We start from the raw sequence: 19,118 nt of genomic DNA, 5'->3' as shown, positions 1-19,118 counted from the left end.
GAAAAAATATACAAAAAGTGTTGACGAAACAAAAAAAAACGAATATAATAATATTTGTGGTTGAGAGAAGTAAACAAAACAAATGACCCATTAGCTCAGTCGGTAGAGCACCTGACTTTTAATCAGGGTGTCCCGCGTTCGAGTCGCGGATGGGTCACCACTTTGGGATTATAGCTCAGCTGGGAGAGCACCTGCCTTACAAGCAGGGGGTCACAGGTTCGAGCCCTGTTAATCCCACCAAAACTTATAGTTATTTAGATAGTAGAGCAGATAACTTGCAATGAGTAAGTTGCTGTAAGCTTATGTTATTAAATTATATAAGACCCATTAGCTCAGTCGGTAGAGCACCTGACTTTTAATCAGGGTGTCCCGCGTTCGAGTCGCGGATGGGTCACCAGTTTTGAAACCTCATAGATATCTATGAGGTTTTTTTGTAAAAAAATTATATTATATATATAAAATATAATTTTTGGGGTAAGAATATCTTAAGGCTATAAAAAATAATAAAACATTGAAGGGTGAATCATATGGAGAATGAACAAGACTTTATAAAACAAAAATTTAGTTATATAGAAAGAAAATTAAATAGAGAGCTTATAGGGCAAAAAAAATTTATCAAGGAAATATGTGAGTATTTTGAAGAAAAATTTATAAACAAAGAAAAAGGAATATTATTTTTAATAGGGGATAAAGAAACTGCTAAAAAAACTAGTGTAAGAAGGATATTTGAATACCTAAATAATTCAGATTTTATAGATAATACACATATACAAGAAATAGATTTAGCATCATATAATTTTAATTTAGGATATAGCGCATTTTTAACAGATTTATATGAAAAACTAAGTAGTGATTCTTCTTGTATACTATTTAAAAATAGTGAAAAAGCTAGTGAAGATATGCTAAATGTATTATCAAATGTATATCCAAATACTTGCTTAAACTTAGACAATAATTACATAATAAAAAATAAATTTTTAATACAAGCAAATGATGAAGATGAGGATACTATAAACAATATAGTTTGTCATAATAAGTTCTTAGTATATACAACTAATGATGAGAAGTTTAATATAGAAGAACACTTTACTAAGTCATTTAGCAATAACATAGATAAAGTATTATATACTAAGCCTCTTAATAAGGAGGAAAGAAATAAAATAGTAAAAAGAGAAGTTCTAGAAACTATAAAAATAAAAGAAGAAAATCACAACGTAAAAATAGTATTAGATATTAAAGAAGATGATCAAAGCGATGAATACTTTGGAATTTGCAAATACTTACAAGAAACATATAAAAAAGATTCAAATTTTGGAATTAGTGAATATGTATCTTACAAGCTATGTAAACCCTTAACAAACTTGATTTTAAAAGAAAATATTAAAGAAAATAGTACAATATTAATATATGTAGATAATGACGAAATATATTGCAACATAAAAAATGAAATATTCTCACTTAGTGATTATTCAACACCTACATTAGAAGAAGTTGAATACAAATTAAATTCTATTATAGGAATGAAAGATTTAAAAGAATTTTTAACAAGCGTTAAAAACAACTACAAAGTACAAAAAATTAGGGAAAGACTTGGACTAAAAACATCTAATATATCATTAAATATGATATTTGCAGGTAATGCAGGAACAGGTAAAACTAATGCAGCTAGAGTAACTTTTGAATATTTAAATGCACTAAATATATTATCTAAAGGTATATATAGGGAAGTTAGCAAAGCTGATTTTGTAACAGAAAACCCAGCAGAAACAGCTAAAAGAACTATAGATATAATAAATTCTGCTATGGGAGGAGTATTATTTATAGATGAAGCATACTCACTATGTGAAAGTGATGATGATAAAGTAGGAAAAGAAATAATAGATGCATTATTAAAAGGTATAGAAGATAATAGAGATGATTTAGTTGTAATACTTGCAGGATATGAAAAAGATATGGATGAATTTTTAGCATTTAATCCAGGTCTTAAATCAAGATTTTTAAACACTATACATTTTGAAGATTATACTCCGTATGAAATGTATGAGATAGCTTTAAATATTGCAAAATCAAAAGGATATAGAATAGCAAAAAACGTTAAAAATGAATTAATAGACTTATTTGCGAAAAATCAAATAAGTGGTAAAAATGATTTAGGTAATGCTAGATTTGTAAGAAATATAGTTGAAAATGCTATATTAGATGCATCTAAAAAGTATATAAATGATAAAAGTAAGGAAATAGATTTGCTAGAAAGAGACAATTTCAACTTTAAAGCAAAAGCAAAATTTAATTTAGAAGAAAGACTAAGCCAAATAGTAGGTTTAAATGAAGTTAAAAGCTTACTTAGAAACCAATATAAGCTTATAGTTGCACAAGAGAAGAGAAAAGCAGCGGGAATAGATACTAAAATAGAGCAAAACTTAAATATGGTGTTTGTAGGTAATCCAGGAACAGGAAAAACTAGTATAGCAAGATTAGTATCAGAAATGCTAAATAGCATGGGTCTTTTAAAGGTAGGTCAGATGATAGAAACGGATAGATCAAGTTTTATATCAGAGGTACCAGGTGAAACTAGTAAAAAGACTGAAGAAAAGTTTAAAGAGGCTATAGGAGGAGTTTTATTTATAGATGAGGCCTATACATTAGCTAATGATTCATTAGGTAGAGAGGCTACAGAAACACTTCTTAAGCTTATAGAAGACTATTCTAAAGAGGTTGTAGTAATACTTGCAGGATATGAAGAAGAGATGGAAGATTTCTTTGATGTTAATATAGGATTAAAATCAAGATTCCCAATTTGGACAACTTTTGAAGATTACAACCCAAATGAACTATTAGAAATGGCTATTAATTTAATAGATTCAACAGGATTCAAATTATCTAAAAATGCATATGTATCTCTTAAAAAAAGCTTTGAAGATATATATGAAGAATCAGATTCTACATCAGGAAATGGTAGAATGGTTAGAAATTATGTAGAAAATCTAATAAGAAATCAAAGCATAAGAATAGCAGAAGAAAACATAAGCACTTATGAAATGAATCTAATTACAACTAAAGATATAGAAAAAATTAAAGTATCAGAGTATGAGTTTGATTTAGAAGAAAAACTTAAATCTCTTAAAGGAAATGAAAAAGCAAAAGAATTTTTAAGAAATGAATACAAACTTATTAAAATACAAGAAAAGAGAGTAAAACTAGGCAAAAAAAATAATAGAAATAAGTATAGTAACATAGTATTTACAGGAAATGTAGGAACAGGTAAAAAATCTATTTTAAACATATTAGCAGAAATGTATTACTCAAGGGATATGATAAAGTCTAAGAATATAGTAGAAATTGATATAAGAGAAATAATAGGTGAAATAAATAGTGGCTTAAAATTAGAAGATATACTAAATAAATCTTTAGGTAAAATAGTATTAATAGATAAGGCTCACTTATTATTAGATATTAATAATTACAAAGAAATAATTTCTATACTTTTAAAATTTATAGATAACAATAAAAATAAAATAAAAATAGTTTTATCTGGCCAAAAAGATAAAATGAAAGAATTAGTTTTATTAAATGAGTCTTTAAATTATAGATTCCCTATATGGTTAGACTTTGAGGACTATACAAATATTGAATTATATGAAATATGCCTAGACATATTAACTAATAAAGGATTTATATTAAGTAAAGAATCAAAAGACAGCTTAAAAGAAGTGATCTATAGTCTTTACGAAAATGATAATTTAAAGCTTAGAAATAGTCTTATGATAAAAAATTATATAGAAAAATTAGTAAGAGTTCAAAGTGTAAGGGTATATGACAACAATATATTACAAAGAGATATAAATAATATAGAAGTAGAAGACATAATAAGTAGCAAAGAAATATTTGTAAATGAAAATACATTTATAAGTAATAATGTAGAGCTAATTGCTGATAATAATTTAAAAGAGAATTATAAAATTAATAACTCTAATGAAAATTTATCCTATGATGTAGGAAATGAATTATTAAAGATAAAAAATTTATACGACTTAGGTGTAATAGATGAAGTAGAATTTAAAATACTTAAGGGAAAAATAATAAATAATATATAATGTATGCTAAAAATGAGTATTTACTAAATTTATTTAAAATACTCATTTTGGTATAAGTATACAGTAAAATTTAAAAAGGACATTTGATAAATGTCCCTTTTTTGTGTAAAATTTAAGTACTAAAAAGAAATAGGAGAATATTATGAGCCTTAAAGAATTTGAATTTATAGACGAGTCAATTGATTTATTAAACTCCTTAACACCTACATTAAATATGCTATCAAAAGAACTAGAGAACTATTTTGAAAATATACTTGAATCTAGTGACCAAGAATATTTAAATGTTAATTCAAGAGTAAAAACAGAATATAGTTTAAGAGAAAAAATAATAAGAAATAGATATTTAAAAAGATATGAGACACCACAAGAGCTTATACATAATCTATCAGACTTAATAGGTGTAAGACTAGAGTGTAGATTTATAGAAGAAGAGAAATTAATATATAAAGTATTAAAGTCTTATTTTGATACTACAGATGATAATATATATTTTTATAATAAAAGTAATGACAAGGTTAAGATAAGGCTAGATAAAGAGCAGCCACGAAAACAAAAAAATGGATTTGAAATATATAGAATAAATGGTTTATTTACATATGGAAAAAACAAAATAAATTTTGAAATACAGATAAAATCCATGGTAAATATATTTTGGAGTGATATAGAACATCAAGTTATATATAAAAATAATACTTATGTAATGGTAGATAAATTTTTAAGTGATGTTATGGCATCAATAAAAAATAATCTAGCAATGATAGACAACCAGCTTTTATCTGTTTATAAATCTTTTAATGAAAACACTTCAAAAGATAAAACATTAAAGCAAAAGTCTATGGAAAAGTTTTTAGCTAAAATTGCATATGATACTTTTGCTGAAAAAATGGAAAAAGATATAGGATTTATAGTAGATTTTAAAAAGCCTTGTGAAACTATTATAAACTATTCATTTAATAAGAATAAAGATGGCTTAGATATAAGTGAAGATACAACAATACAAGGTCTTATGAGGCTAAATGAGATAGCCAAGAAAGATATAGACTTTAACTCTAAAATAAAATTTGGTAAAAGCCCTGAATTTGAAGATGAATTTTGTGAAAAACTAGGTAATTTTATAATGAGTAAGCTAAACTGTGAATTTATATGGAACTTATTCTTTAGGATATTATTTGAAGTAGAACCTCTTAATAATAAAAAGGATTTTGAAAACTTTATATTATTTATAAAAGAAAAAATAGTTCCTATAAAACATCAAGGTAAGCTAGAGCTTAATTTTAAATCAGATAGTAAATATATATTACATGATATATATATGGAGGTAGCAAGTACATTAATACAAATAGATTCTATAGAGATATTATATGAACAAAGTTTAGATAGTATAAATAATGTAGTTAGAAATGAAATAAATAGCATATGTAGAAATATAGACTCTTATAATGAATACAAAATAAAACGAGATAAGTATATGGATAACATAAATAGAAAAATTAAAGATGCTATAATTGGATAAAAATAAAGAGTTGCTTTATAAGGCAGCTCTTTATTTTTATAATATAAATTAGAAATTATGTAGAAAAAAGTAATATTGTATGATATTTTATATATGGAAAGGATGATTTAAGTGAAAGCTAAGAGTAAGGATAATGTAGTTATTTCATCTTTATTATTTTCTATATTAGCTCTAGTTGCATATAAATTGTTTTATGATGTAAATATGCCACTATTTTGGGTAGCTTTTGTATGTGAAAGACTTTATAGCTTAGGAGCTAAAGAAGATTTTGACAGATGCTTAGACGATTTAGACTATGATGAAGACAATAAAAAGATTTTAATAAAAATTATAGGATTAATAGTCATTATAATAGGTATATTTATTTATATAACTTTTACAGAACCAAAAATATTAATTTACATAGCAATAGGCGAAGTTGTAGATATAATTATACAAAAACCATATAAAAAATTAATTAATAAAGATAATTAACATATAGAAAAAGAGTAAGTTAATCCTTACTCTTTTTCTATAGTTATAGTATATAAACTATTAAATGACTCTAAAGGTTTAAGTTTATTTATATAAGCTTTGTTAGTATATATTTTATCCGAATTTACACTGTCAGCTAGTCCAAACCATGGTTCAATACATACAAATGGAGCAGTAGAGTTTGTATCTTTGTAGTAAGGAGTCCATATTCCAACTAGTGGAAAATCTTTAAAATTAATGTTTATGTAATCTTTAGATTTATTAGATCTTAAGTTAATACTATCTATATTAGTATATATTAATGCATCCTTTTCAAAAATCTTAGGTTCTAATCTTAAATTGTTTAAATTATAAACTTCTTTTACACTATTAAAATAAGGACCCTCTAAGCTTATTCTTTTTACTATATCTCTAGATTTAAACTCTAGGTAGTAATTGCACAAATCATCATATATATTAAATGCCGGGTGTGCTCCTATTGAAAAATACATATCTTTTGTATCTTTGTTTAAAACAATCCAATTAGTATTTATGCTATTATTAATAATAGTATATTTTATTAAAAGTTCAAAAGAATAAGGATATAGTTTTTTAGTTTCATCACTAGATATTAATCTATAAGTTATTGAGGTATTATCATTATAAATAATTTCAAAATCCATATCTCTAGCAAATCCATGTTGACTCATATTATAGAACTTATCTTATATATAAGTTTTGTTGTCTTTTAATCTACCGACTATAGGAAATAATATAGGAGAGTGTCTTGACCAATGAGTGCTATCTCCATTCCATAGTATTTCCTTTTTTAGATCTTTAGAGTATATTCTAGTTAGTTCAGCACCACTATTTTTAGATTCTATTATAAGTTTATCATTTTCTAATATATTCATATTATCACCTCTTAGATAAGCATATTATATATAATATAATTTCGCAATATATGTAAAGGTTAAATAAACTTATATTAGAGAAAATAACTTTATAAATATTGTTATGCTGTATATTTAAATGATATAATTATGAATTAACAAATACTATGTAAGTATATAATATATAGTAGTTTAACTAGAAAGGAAGTTTAACATGGAAGAAATATACAGATTAATAGAAGAGAAAATAAAAAATTCTGGATACCAAAGAAGTGTAAGTGGTGAAGAAATATATGAAGAAATATGTGATGAAATAGAAGATAAAGATAATGGTAGCTACATATTTATGTCTAAGAAAGAAGATGATGTTTTATTTGAATATAAAATAGACGTAATGGATGAAAATTTTAATTTATCTTATTTAGATATAAATTCACCAGAAGGAAAGTTTCATATAGATTTTGATGCAGAGTAATAAAAAATGTAAGTTTTTATTAAATAGAGTAAAAGAAATAGGGGATAAATAGTGATATGGCTAATTATCCCCTATTTCTTTTCAATTATTAAAATTATTAAGGGTATAAAGCTTAATTTATATAAAAAACATTTAAAAAGTAACAAAAAAATTTCAAAACGGTAACAAAAAAATTTCAATATATTAAATTTCATATAATTTAGATGTAAAGTATGCTAATATAAAATAAGCTTAAAGACGACTATTTTCGACATATAAATAAAAATAGTAGGTGGTGTGAAAATGAAAGACAAAAAAGATAAAAAAATAATGGGGATAATAATAGTTGTGTTAGTAATATTTGGTGTACATACAGCATACTCTCAGTATAATAATGGCAATATTAAAAGATTTAAAGATCATGTGGTATTTTACCCACAACATCAAGATGATGAGGTTTTATGGGGAGGAACTGCTATAGTAGATGCTATTAAAGAATGTGGAACGGACAATGTATATGTAACTTTAGTATCAGATGGGTCGGGAGTTAATGTGTTTAAAAATAACCCAAAATTTAAGGGTATAGATAGAAAAGAAAAAGAAAGACTAAGAAACAATGAGTTTAAAGCATGTCTAAATAAACTAGGAGTAAAAAAAGATAATGTAATAATACTAGCAGATGAAGCTAAAAAACCAGGAACTCATTATGATCTAATGGAAAAGACTATACTAAACTTTGAAAAAAAGTTAGGAAGCGTTACACATATAGCACATCACTATAAATATGATGATCATATAATGCACAGAAAAAATGGTCAAGTATTAAAAAAGCTTAGTGATGAACATAAAGTAGATGATGCAAGATATTTTATGAAGCCTAACTATGTATCAAATATACCTAACGATAAAAGAGATATATACAAAGTTAATAATATGAAGGACTATAATACAGTAAAGAGTGCTTTAGAAGAATATAAAAATGTAGATAATAAAAATGAAAAGTATGGAATTGGATATACTTCAGCCCATAGTTACTTTGATTATTTATTAAATGATCCTAGTTTAACATCAATTTTAAGTATATATTAAGTAAAAAATAAGTGTAGGACACGTCCTACACTTATTTTTTACAAAAAGGGTAGCTTTTAATTTTTTATAGTGATAAATTAGATTTACAAAAAATTAAACAAGGTGGATAAAATGAATATAAATATAGAAGAAATATTAAAAACATATACAGATAGAAGTAAATACAATTCTGGACATTACATATACAAAAATGGAGTAATTTTAAATAATTATGCTAAACAAAATGGCAGTAAATGTATATTTTATGGAACTGTGTTAGATGAACAAAGAAGAAGAGATTATACATCAATGATAAGTATAAATACTAAAACTAGAGAAATATCAAATGTAAGTTGTGATTGTTTTTCAGAGTCACAAAGTATAAAATCTAATAATTTATGCTCTCACATAGTAGCGATAGTACTAAAGGGTATAGAAGATTTAAATAATGATAAAGAATATGAAAGTAAAGAAGGCACAAAGTTAAATCCAAATATAACATTTAATATATTATCATCAAAAGATGGTTATATGAATGCAAGACTAGAAATAGATGGAATAAGTGAAGGTGAATATAAAAATATATATAATGCATATAAAGAAAACAATAAATTATATAGATTTAAAAGTGGAAATTACTTGGATTTAAGTGAGAAGAATTTAAAAGAATCATTAGAACTAATAGATACTTTGGGGATGTATGAAAATCTTACTTCTATGAAAATAGACAATAATAAATCACTATATCTAAAAAAATATATAGAAGATAATGATAGTTCTATTATAAAAGGAAGTCATCATATAGACAATATAGTCGAGAACTTTAAAAAAGTAGAAAATTTAAAAATTGATCAGCCTAATATAAATGCAAAACTTAGAGAGTATCAGATTAAAGGATATGAATTTTTAAAAACTTTGTCTAGATATGAGTTTGGAGGAATTTTAGCAGATGAGATGGGGTTAGGTAAAACAATACAAACAATAGCTTTTTTACAATCTAATGAAAATAAAAAAGCTATTGTATTAACACCAACATCACTTATTTATAATTGGCTTGAAGAATTTAAAAGATTTTCTCCTAATCTAAAAATAGGTCTAGCTTATAAGTCTAAAAGAGAGGATGTTATAAACCATATAGATAATTATGATGTAATACTTACAACTTATACAACCTACAAAAACGATACAGAAAAATATAAAAATATAAAATTTGATTACTGTATAATAGATGAAGCCCAGAATATAAAAAATCCAGATTCTATAATAGCTAAGTCTGTAAAAAAAATTAATGCAAAAGTTAAGTTTGCGCTAACTGGAACTCCAATAGAAAATAACTTAATAGAGTTATGGTCTATATTTGACTTTGTAATGCCAGGATATTTATATGATAAATCAAAGTTTAAAAAAATATTTTTAGACAAAGGTAATATAGACGATTTAAAAAAGCTTATAAAACCATTTTTATTAAGAAGAACAAAAAAAGAAGTTATAAATGAATTACCAGAAAAAATTGAGCAAAAGTATTATGTAGAGCTTAACAAAGAACATAAAAAGGCATACTTAGGTTTACTTAGTTTAGCTAAAAATAAAATTCAAATAAATGATAATATGTCTGTATTATCTTATTTAACTAAGCTTAGACAGTTAGCGATAGCCCCTGAATTAATGGTTAAAAACTATGAGATAAAAAACTCTAAATTAGAGGTGCTTGTAAAATTGTTAAAAGAAAATAAAGACAAAAAAATATTAGTATTTTCACAGTTTACAAAAGTATTAGAGAAAATAAAAGATAGATTAGACTATGAAAATATAAGCTATAGCTATTTAGATGGAAAAACTAACCCAAAAGATAGAGTTAATTTAGTTAAAGATTTCAATAAAAATAATGATAATGTGTTTTTAATATCGTTAAAAGCAGGAGGTACAGGTTTAAATTTAACTAGTGCATCTATAGTTATACACTTTGACCCATGGTTTAATCCTGCAGTAGAGAATCAAGCAAGTGATAGAGCTCATAGAATAGGGCAAAAAAATGTTGTTAATGTTATAAAACTAATATCTAAAGATACAGTAGAAGAAAAAATTATAAGATTACAAGAAATGAAAAAAGAATTAGTAAAAGAGCTTATAGATAGTAATACAGATAGTGGAAATTTTCTTAGTAAAATGTCAGTAGATGATATAATAGATATAATGTTTGGTTAAAAATTAGAATATAAAATCAAAAATACGAAAAACTACATATAGATGTGATTAATCATAAAAAGGCTAGGATTAAATCTTAGTCTTTTTTATATACATAAATAGTAAATAAGTACATGTATTAACTTTTAAATAATACAAAAGATATATATGTACTTGTGAAAGGAATGAATATAAGTGTATATGACAAAAGATAAATCGTTTTATAAAAGTATAATAGATATATCAATACCAATAGCTATACAAAATTTAATAACAGTATCTGTTAATATGGCAGACACTGTTATGTTAGGTAGACTAGGCGAAGTAGAGTTATCATCAGCAGCTATAGCTAATCATCTTTTTTTTATATTGATGATATTAATGTTTGGGATTTCTGGAGGCTCTAACGTTATGTGCTCTCAATACTATGGGAAAAAAGATATAAAATCAATACACAAGGTAATTACTATTACATACTGGCTAAGTATAGCACTATCAATATTATTTGTATTAGTGGCTATGGTTATGCCAGGTGCATTTATGAAGCTATTTACAGATGATATATCAGTTATATCAATGGGGGAGAAGTATATAAGGATAGTTAGTATAAGTTATGTATTCTATTCATTAACAGTTTCTACTGTCGGTGTACTTAGGTCCATTAAAACTGTTAAAATACCTATGATCATACATAGTATATCTTTATTTATAAATATATTTTTAAATTATATATTAATATTTGGAAGGTTTGGGATAAGTCCATTAGGAATTAAAGGAGCAGCTATTGCAACTGTTATATCTAGGATAATAGAATTTTTTATAATATTTGCATATATAATTTTTAAAGAAAGTAAAATAAAATATAGGTTAAATTATATTTTGAAAATAGATAAAATAATATTTAATGATTATGTAAAAGTAACATATCCCATATTTTTTAATGAACTATGTTGGTCAGTAGGATCGTCTATGATATCTATAATAGTTGGTAGGATGGGGACTAGTGTAGTTGCAGCAAATAGCATAAATAATGTAGTAAATCAATTTGCAACTTTATTTATACAAGGATTATCTAGTGCTTCATCAGTTATAATAGGTAATGCTATAGGTAAAGGAAACTATGAAAAAGTAAAAGAATATGCAAACACTATAATCATACTAAGCATAATAGTTGGAGTTATATCAGCTTTAATGATTTATTTATGTAAAGATGTGATATTAGGATTTTATAATATATCACAAGAAACGAAATTAATATCAAAAGAAATAATGACAGCAACAGCTATAGTAGCATTGTTTAGGTCTTTATCTTCAAATCTTATGATGGGTGTTTTAAGAGGAGGAGGAGATAATAAGTATGTATTTAAATATGAAATGATATTTATGTGGGGATTATCTATACCACTTGGATTTATAGGTGCATTTATATTTAATTTACCAATATCTATTGTATTTTTTCTATTAAAAAGTGATGAAATATTAAAAGGTATAGTTGGATTTATAAGAGTTAAAAGTGGCAATTGGATAAATGATGTAACTCGAGATAAAAAAGATATGTAAATTATATATTATAAAACATTGTATCTATAAATACTTTTGTATTTCTAAAAATGTCTATGTAAAAAATAACATAGACATTTTTAATTGTTGCTATATTCAGAAAATTTATAATTATTAAAATTAATAAATAAAAAAGACTCAAATAAATTTGAGTCTTTAAAACGTATCTATATGATTATAATATAGTTATGTTTTCAGCTTGAGGACCTCTAGCACCTTCAACTATATTAAAGCTTACTTTTTGACCTTCTTCTAAAGTTTTGAATCCATCAACTTGTATAGCTGAGAAATGAGCGAATACATCATCTCCACCTTCTACAGATATAAATCCAAATCCTTTTTCACTATTGAACCATTTTACTATTCCTTGAATCATTTTCAATTCTCCTATAAACCTACATCAAGATTGTTTCTTGATTTACTGTAATTTAAGTGTAACACTTATTTAAGCAAATGTACACACTTTTTTTATTTATTTAAATAATTACCTTAAATACTAATAAATATACCTAAATTTTCTAAAAAATATAAAAAAAATGATTGTACAAAAACTAACAATATTATGGTATATTCTTATAAGAGGAGGAATATTATGTCTAAATTTTATATAAAATACTTATGTATGTTTATAGGATTGGGGTCATTTATGACTTATTTACCTGTATACTTAGAAAAAACATTAAACTTTAGTCCATCGCAAATAGGGATTATAGTATCAATACCATCTATAATTGGTATAGCACTTGTACCTATATGGGGGATTATAAGTGATATTATAAAAAAACAAAAGCTTATATTATGGATAAATGTATTAGTAGCATTTTTACTGGGATATTTATATTCAAAAACAACGTCTTTTATACCGATATTTATAGTAGCGATATTTTTTGAAATGTTTAGAAATTCATTATTGCCACTTGCAGATACTATAACAACTTCATATTGTAAAGAACAAAATAAAAATTATGGAAAAGTAAGGGTATTAGGTTCTATAGGATATGCACTATCTGCTTTTATTTGTGGTCATATAATGAATTTAACAGGAAATGATTTGGCATTTTTCTACATGTTTATGTTTAGTATGCTACTATGTTTATTTATAACTCCATATTTAAATACACCTAAAGAAATGGAGTCTAAAGAAAAGTTAAATTTAAAAGTAGATATAAAAAAATTATTTACTAATAAACAATATGTGTTAATACTTTTAGCAAGTATAAGTATTGTTGCCTTAAGTGATGGGGTAAGCGCCTACCAAGGTATACATTTATTAAACTTAGGAGCAGGCAAGGAACTTGTAGGAATGTTGACTGTGTTTATGGTAGCTCCAGAACTTTATTTTATGGTTAAGACCAAAGATCTTTTAAAAAAATATGGAAATACAAAAATGATTACTGTAAGTGCAATTGCACTTTTTATTAGATGGATAATATATACATTTACAAATAATATAGCATTATTTATATTAGCATCAGCTTCTCATGGTGTAGCAATAGCTATAATGACTATAACTGTTTTTGACTTTATAGGAAACGTAGTAGAAAAAAAATTATACACTACAGCCATGACTATATACACTTTTTGTATAGGAATTGGGTCATCAGTTATAAAACTTATATATGGAAATATAATAGACTTATATGGAATGAAAGCCATATTTATATGCTCAATAATAATTTCTATCATAAGTTTTGGAATTATATTTGCAATAAATAAATTAGAATATAAGAATATAAATAATACAAATATAATAAGCGAATAAAAAGGAAGAACATAATTATGTTCTTCCTTTTTTAGATTACCTAACTATAGTATATATCATATATACTATATATAAAGCTATTAATATAAAACCTTGTTTTTTTACAAGACAATTATCTTTTTTCATAAAGATATAAAGTAAAACTGTTATAAATGTCATAAATATTATATCTATAAGAGCAAATGTACTTATAGATATCGGACTTATAGTTGTAGCTAAACCTAAAACTAAAAGTATATTAAATACGTTTGAGCCTATTACATTACCTATAGCTATTTCAGTTTCACCCTTTTTTATAGCCATAATAGAAGTAACAAATTCAGGAAGTGAAGTACCAACTGCAACTATTGTAAGTCCAACTAAGTTTGCACTCATACCAAATGATGTTGCAATAGTCGTGGCAGAATCAACAACCATATCTCCACCAACAATAATTCCTGCTATACCAATTAAACTTAATATAATTGTTTTAAACATGGGAACATCTTCACTTACTTCAGCTTCTATAGCTATAGCACTTTCACCACCAGATAAGTCTTCTTCATTATTAGAGTTTTTAGCACTTTTTACAGTATTTATTAAGAAGTAGGCAAATACTAATAAGAAAAAAATACCTTCAAATCTATTTATATGTAAATCAAGTGAAAATAGTAACAACATAAAGCTTATACCTATTAAAAATGGAGTATCTTTTTTTATAGTATCTTTTTGAACTGGTAACTTTGCAATTATTGCAGATACACCTAACACTACAAGTATGTTAAAAAAGTTAGAGCCTACGATGTTAGCAACACTCATATCATTTTGTCCTGCTAATGAAGATGTAATACTTACTGCGGCTTCAGGTGCAGATGTACCCATAGCTACTATAGTAAGACCTATAACCATAGCTGGAACATTAAATTTTCTAGCAATTGAAGCAGCACCATCGACAAATATGTCAGCACCCTTTATAAGGAAAATAAAACCTAATATTAATATTATAAATGCCATTAATATTCCTCCAAAAATATATATTTATAAAGGACAGTATACCACTTTATGTATTCTTTTGTAAATCATTAAAATATGATGAAACTTAGTTATGCAAAGAATATAATAGATATTTATAATATTAAATTAAGTATGTAACTAATTATCTGCTCTTAATAAATTTAAGTCTTTACCACTCATTATTTTATTCATATTTCTCATAGAACACATCTTACCGCACATTGTACAGCTATCATCATGTTTAGGAGTTGACTCTTTTCTATATCTTCTAGCTTTTTGTGGGTCAATAGCAAGTTCAAACATTTTTTCCCAATCAAGTTCTTGTCTAGCTTTACTCATTTGATTATCTATATCTCTAGATTTAGGAATTTTCTTTGCGATATCTGCAGCATGAGCAGCTATTTTAGTAGCTATAATACCTTCTTTAACATCATCTAAGTTAGGTAGTCTTAAATGTTCTGCTGGGGTTACATAACATAAAAAGTCAGCTCCATAACTAGCAGCTAAGGCACCTCCAATAGCACTTGTTATATGATCATATCCAGGGGCTATATCTGTAACTATAGGACCTAGCACATAAAATGGTGCACCATGACAAAGTTTCTTTTCAAGTAACATATTAGACTCAATTTCATCTAATGACATATGTCCAGGACCTTCTATTATTACTTGAACATTTCGTTTCCACGCTCTTAGAGTAAGTTCACCTAATATCATTAATTCTTTTATTTGACAAGCATCTGAAGAGTCATTTATAGACCCAGGTCTTAGAGCATCTCCAAGGCTTAATGTTAAGTCATATTCTTCGCATATATCAAGTAATTCATCAAAGTATTCATAAAAAGGGTTCTCACGTTGGTTAAGCTCCATCCAAGCATACATTAAAGAACCGCCTCTAGATACTATATTAGTAAGTCTTTTGTTTCTTTTAAAAACAGATGCAGTTTCTTTGTTTATACCAGCATGTACAGTAACGAAGTCTACACCATCATTTGCATGATTTCTTACTACATCTAAAAATTCTTTAGCAGTTATATCTTTTAATTCTTTATCGTAAAAACCAACAGCATCGTATATAGGAACAGTTCCTATCATAGCATTAGAAGATGATATAAGTTTTTTTCTAAATTCTTTGGTTTTACCAAAAGAACTTAAATCCATTATAGCTTCGGCTTTCATATCTAATGCCAAATTAACCTTTTTCATCTCTTCATCAATATCACAACAATCTTTTGATATACCTAAATTTACATTTATTTTGGTTCTTAGATTTTCGCCTACACCTTCAGGATTTAAAGATTTATGATTTTTATTAGCAGGTATTGCTACTTTACCTTTAGATATTAGCTCTCTCAAAATATTAACATCCATATTTTCTTTTTTTGCTACTATTTCCATTTCTTTAGTAATTATCCCCTTTTTAGCAGCATCCATTTGAGTAGTATACATCATATTAAAATCCCCCTTATTATATTTTAATAAATAAAAAAAGCCTTACCATAAGGCAAAGCTTCTCAAAATATGTATTAATAAATAGACTATATTTGTTTTATAGCTATTAATAAACACAAAAGTAACTTTCCTACGGTAGTATAAACTACATCAGGTTCGAAGGGTTAATGAATTTATCATTTCTCAGCCTAAAAGGCACCCCTAGTTAGATATCTTTTCAAAAACATTGTAGTTCTTTATTTATGTATTGTAAAGAAATTTTTTGTACTTATAAAAACGGAAAGGCACCTATCAAAAGATAAGTGCCTTTATTTGGGCTAGCGTAATACTTATATAAAATATAAGTTCCCACTTAACTTAAGAATATCATAATGAATATTATTTGTAAATAAAAAAAGCAATTATAAAAAATTATCAATGCCTTATGTGTTGAAAAAACTATATATTAAAAAGAATAAAAAAAATAAAATATAATAATAGATTAAGAATACTTTTATTGGTGTATATACAATATATAGTATTTGGTTTAAATATTATATCTATAAGTGGTAGATAATGATTAGTAAAACATTAAATAAAAGGTGGGAAAAATGAACTGGATAGAACTAAATAATCAAGTCATAATAAAAAATAAAGAAGGAAAATATCAATTAGAAAAAGATAAAGAAGCATTATACAGTTATATAAATGAATATATAAAACCTAGAACAAAGGTATTTAATAGTCTTGAAGAAAGGCTATCATATTTAATAGATAATAATTACTATTCTAAAGAAGTAATAGAAAGATATGATATAGACTTTATAAAAGAAATAGAAAGAATCATAAAAAATTATGGATTTAAATTTAATTCATATATGAGTGCAAATAAGTTTTATCAAAACTATGCACTTAAGACTAATGACAATAAAGAAATATTAGAAAGCTATAATGATAAAGTTCTTATAGTATCTTTAGCACTTGGAAATGGTGATAAAAATTTAGTAAGAAAATTAGCAGAGAAACTAGTAAAACAAGAATTTCAACCAGCAACACCTACATTTTTAAATGCAGGTAGAGCTAGAGCAGGAGAAATGGTATCGTGCTTTTTGATATCTATAGAAGATAGTACAGAAGGTATATCATATGCAATTTCATCAGCAAATCATTTGTCTAAAATAGGTGGTGGGGTAGCACTTAATCTATCAAGGTTAAGAGCTTCAGGAGACCCTATTAAAGACATAGAAGGAGCAGCAGGCGGTGTGGTAGGAGTTGCTAAAATGCTAGAACAGTCATTTACCTACTTTAACCAAATGGGTGCAAGACAAGGTGCCGGGGCTGTATATTTAAGTGTATTTCATCCAGATTTTGAATTACTTATGGATACCAAAAAGATAAATGCAGATGAAAAAATAAGATTAGCATCATTATCTTTAGGGGCATTAATACCAGATAAATTTATGGAATTGGCAGAGAAAAATGAGGTGGCTTATGCATTTTATCCTCATTCTGTTTATAAAAAATATAATATAAATCTTGATGAGATGGATATGGAAAAATGGTATGATATTTTAAAAAATGATGAAGATATACGAAAAAAAGAAATAAATCCTAGAAAAATGCTAACAAAGATAGCACAGATGCAACAAGAAAGTGGATACCCATATGTTGTATTTTTAGATACTGCAAATAGAGAACATATACTAAAAGACGTTGGTAAAATCAAAATGTCTAATTTATGTTGTGAAATATTTCAATATCAAACACCATCAAATATAAAAGGATATGCTGGAGAAAATATATGGGGACAAGATATAAGTTGCAATTTAGGTTCTTTAAACATTGCTAATGTAATGGATAATAAAGATATAGAAAATTCAATTGATACTGCAATAAGAGCATTAACTTTTGTTTCTGATAACACTAGTATAAATGAAGTGCCAACAATCAAAAATGGAAATGATTCGTCACATGCAGTAGGTCTTGGTGCTATGAATTTACATGGATACTTAGTGAGAGAAAATATACTTTATACATCAGAAGAAGCAATAGACTTTTGTAATGTATTTTTTGCAATGGTTAGACATTTTGCTATAAAGTCATCTATGAATATAGCTAAAGAGAGAAATAAAACATTTGTTGGGTTTGAAAAATCAGAATATGCAAAAGGAAAAGATAGTAATGTATTAAAAAAATATTATAAAAATTCATACTTACCTAAGACAGATAAAGTAAAAAAATTGTTTGAAGGTATACATATACCTACAACTAAAGAATGGGAAGCTTTATTAGATGAAGTAAAAGTACATGGATTATATAATGCATACTTAACAGCAATAGCACCAACTCAAAGTATTAGTTATGTTCAAAATGCAACATCAAGTATAATGCCAATTACAGAGCCGGTTGAAGTTAGAACATATGGTGATTCTACAACTATATATCCTATGCCCTTTTTAACTAATGAAAACATGCTTTATTACCAATCTGCATATAGAATGGATATGAGAAAAGTTATAGATATAGTTTCAACAGTCCAAAATCATGTTGACCAAGGTATATCAACAACATTATTTGTAACAGATGATAAAACAACTAGAGATATAGCTAGATTATATATATATGCTTACAAAAAAGGACTAAAAAGTCTTTACTACACAAGAACTAAAATGACTAGAGACAACAATGAGTGTCTTATGTGTTCAGTATAAGG

At 25.8% G+C, this 19,118-nt stretch carries 14 protein-coding genes, 3 tRNA genes and 1 riboswitch; of the genes, 12 read left to right on the top strand and 5 right to left on the bottom strand.

What is annotated here, in order from left to right; genetic code table 11:
- The first annotated feature begins 84 nt into the window (after positions 1-84).
- The 6 genes from I4U66_RS07235 (at position 85) to I4U66_RS07210 (ending at position 6,081) form a co-directional block, all read left to right on the top strand.
- Positions 85-160 (top strand) — tRNA-Lys (locus tag I4U66_RS07235).
- 4 nt (positions 161-164) lie between these two features.
- A tRNA-Val gene (locus I4U66_RS07230) sits at positions 165-240 on the top strand.
- Between the two features lie 81 nt (positions 241-321).
- Positions 322-397 (top strand) — tRNA-Lys (locus tag I4U66_RS07225).
- A gap of 130 nt (positions 398-527) precedes the next feature.
- Positions 528-4,094: an AAA family ATPase gene (locus I4U66_RS07220; protein ID WP_195928656.1), complete on the top strand. Its 3,567-nt coding sequence runs from the start codon at positions 528-530 to the stop codon at positions 4,092-4,094.
- A gap of 142 nt (positions 4,095-4,236) precedes the next feature.
- On the top strand, positions 4,237-5,607 hold the full coding sequence (locus tag I4U66_RS07215) for a GTP pyrophosphokinase (RefSeq protein WP_092925157.1): 1,371 nt from the start codon (positions 4,237-4,239) through the stop codon (positions 5,605-5,607).
- A 111-nt stretch (positions 5,608-5,718) separates the two neighbouring features.
- Entirely contained in the window at positions 5,719-6,081 is a 363-nt protein-coding gene (locus tag I4U66_RS07210) for a hypothetical protein (protein ID WP_092925159.1), read from the top strand.
- 26 nt (positions 6,082-6,107) lie between these two features.
- Here the strand turns inward: I4U66_RS07210 and I4U66_RS07205 are convergent, their stop codons facing one another.
- Positions 6,108-6,770: an aldose epimerase family protein gene (locus I4U66_RS07205; protein WP_243278794.1), complete on the bottom strand. Its 663-nt coding sequence runs from the start codon at positions 6,768-6,770 to the stop codon at positions 6,108-6,110.
- A gap of 15 nt (positions 6,771-6,785) precedes the next feature.
- On the bottom strand, positions 6,786-6,974 hold the full coding sequence (locus I4U66_RS14740; protein ID WP_243278793.1) for a hypothetical protein: 189 nt from the start codon (positions 6,972-6,974) through the stop codon (positions 6,786-6,788).
- Between the two features lie 193 nt (positions 6,975-7,167).
- Here I4U66_RS14740 and I4U66_RS07200 point away from each other — a divergent pair, with 193 nt between their 5' ends.
- The 4 genes from I4U66_RS07200 to I4U66_RS07185 all read left to right on the top strand — a co-directional run bounded on the left by I4U66_RS07200 (position 7,168) and on the right by I4U66_RS07185 (position 12,219).
- A complete protein-coding gene (locus I4U66_RS07200; protein ID WP_092925163.1) occupies positions 7,168-7,428 on the top strand; it encodes a hypothetical protein in 261 nt (86 codons plus the stop codon).
- Positions 7,429-7,710: 282 nt separating this feature from the next.
- Positions 7,711-8,496 (top strand): PIG-L family deacetylase, encoded by a 786-nt coding sequence (locus I4U66_RS07195; RefSeq protein WP_166505640.1) that lies wholly within the window; start codon positions 7,711-7,713, stop codon positions 8,494-8,496.
- 111 nt (positions 8,497-8,607) lie between these two features.
- Complete coding sequence (locus tag I4U66_RS07190; RefSeq protein ID WP_195928655.1) at positions 8,608-10,680, top strand: DEAD/DEAH box helicase; 2,073 nt, start codon at positions 8,608-8,610, stop codon at positions 10,678-10,680.
- Positions 10,681-10,860: 180 nt separating this feature from the next.
- Positions 10,861-12,219: an MATE family efflux transporter gene (locus I4U66_RS07185; RefSeq protein WP_207743620.1), complete on the top strand. Its 1,359-nt coding sequence runs from the start codon at positions 10,861-10,863 to the stop codon at positions 12,217-12,219.
- A gap of 175 nt (positions 12,220-12,394) precedes the next feature.
- Here the strand turns inward: I4U66_RS07185 and I4U66_RS07180 are convergent, their stop codons facing one another.
- Positions 12,395-12,595, bottom strand: coding sequence for a cold-shock protein (locus tag I4U66_RS07180; protein ID WP_092925171.1), 201 nt, complete (start codon positions 12,593-12,595; stop codon positions 12,395-12,397).
- A 216-nt stretch (positions 12,596-12,811) separates the two neighbouring features.
- Between I4U66_RS07180 and I4U66_RS07175 the strand changes: the two genes are divergently transcribed.
- The gene (locus tag I4U66_RS07175; RefSeq protein WP_166505637.1) at positions 12,812-13,981 is read left to right on the top strand and encodes an MFS transporter; all 1,170 of its coding nucleotides are present in this window, start codon (positions 12,812-12,814) and stop codon (positions 13,979-13,981) included.
- A 36-nt stretch (positions 13,982-14,017) separates the two neighbouring features.
- On the opposite strand, the gene I4U66_RS07170 is transcribed toward I4U66_RS07175, so the two are convergent.
- Positions 14,018-14,974, bottom strand: a complete 957-nt coding sequence (locus I4U66_RS07170) for a calcium/sodium antiporter (RefSeq protein ID WP_092925175.1) — start codon at positions 14,972-14,974, stop codon at positions 14,018-14,020.
- Positions 14,975-15,112: 138 nt separating this feature from the next.
- Positions 15,113-16,426 carry a phosphomethylpyrimidine synthase ThiC gene (gene thiC, locus I4U66_RS07165; protein ID WP_092925177.1) on the bottom strand — a complete coding sequence of 438 codons (1,314 nt, stop codon included), beginning with the start codon at positions 16,424-16,426 and terminating at the stop codon, positions 15,113-15,115.
- Between the two features lie 110 nt (positions 16,427-16,536).
- Positions 16,537-16,639, bottom strand: a riboswitch (TPP riboswitch).
- Between the two features lie 377 nt (positions 16,640-17,016).
- Here thiC and nrdE point away from each other — a divergent pair.
- Positions 17,017-19,116, top strand: coding sequence for a class 1b ribonucleoside-diphosphate reductase subunit alpha (gene nrdE / locus I4U66_RS07160; RefSeq protein WP_195581604.1), 2,100 nt, complete (start codon positions 17,017-17,019; stop codon positions 19,114-19,116).
- Positions 19,117-19,118: the final 2 nt, after the last annotated feature.

This window comes from Romboutsia sp. D33t1_170424_H2 (assembly GCF_015669105.1).
Classification (GTDB): Bacteria; Bacillota; Clostridia; order Peptostreptococcales; family Peptostreptococcaceae; genus Romboutsia_C; species Romboutsia_C hominis.
The sequence above is the reverse complement of the archived record's forward strand: the minus strand, read 5'-3'. Positions and strand labels throughout refer to the sequence as shown.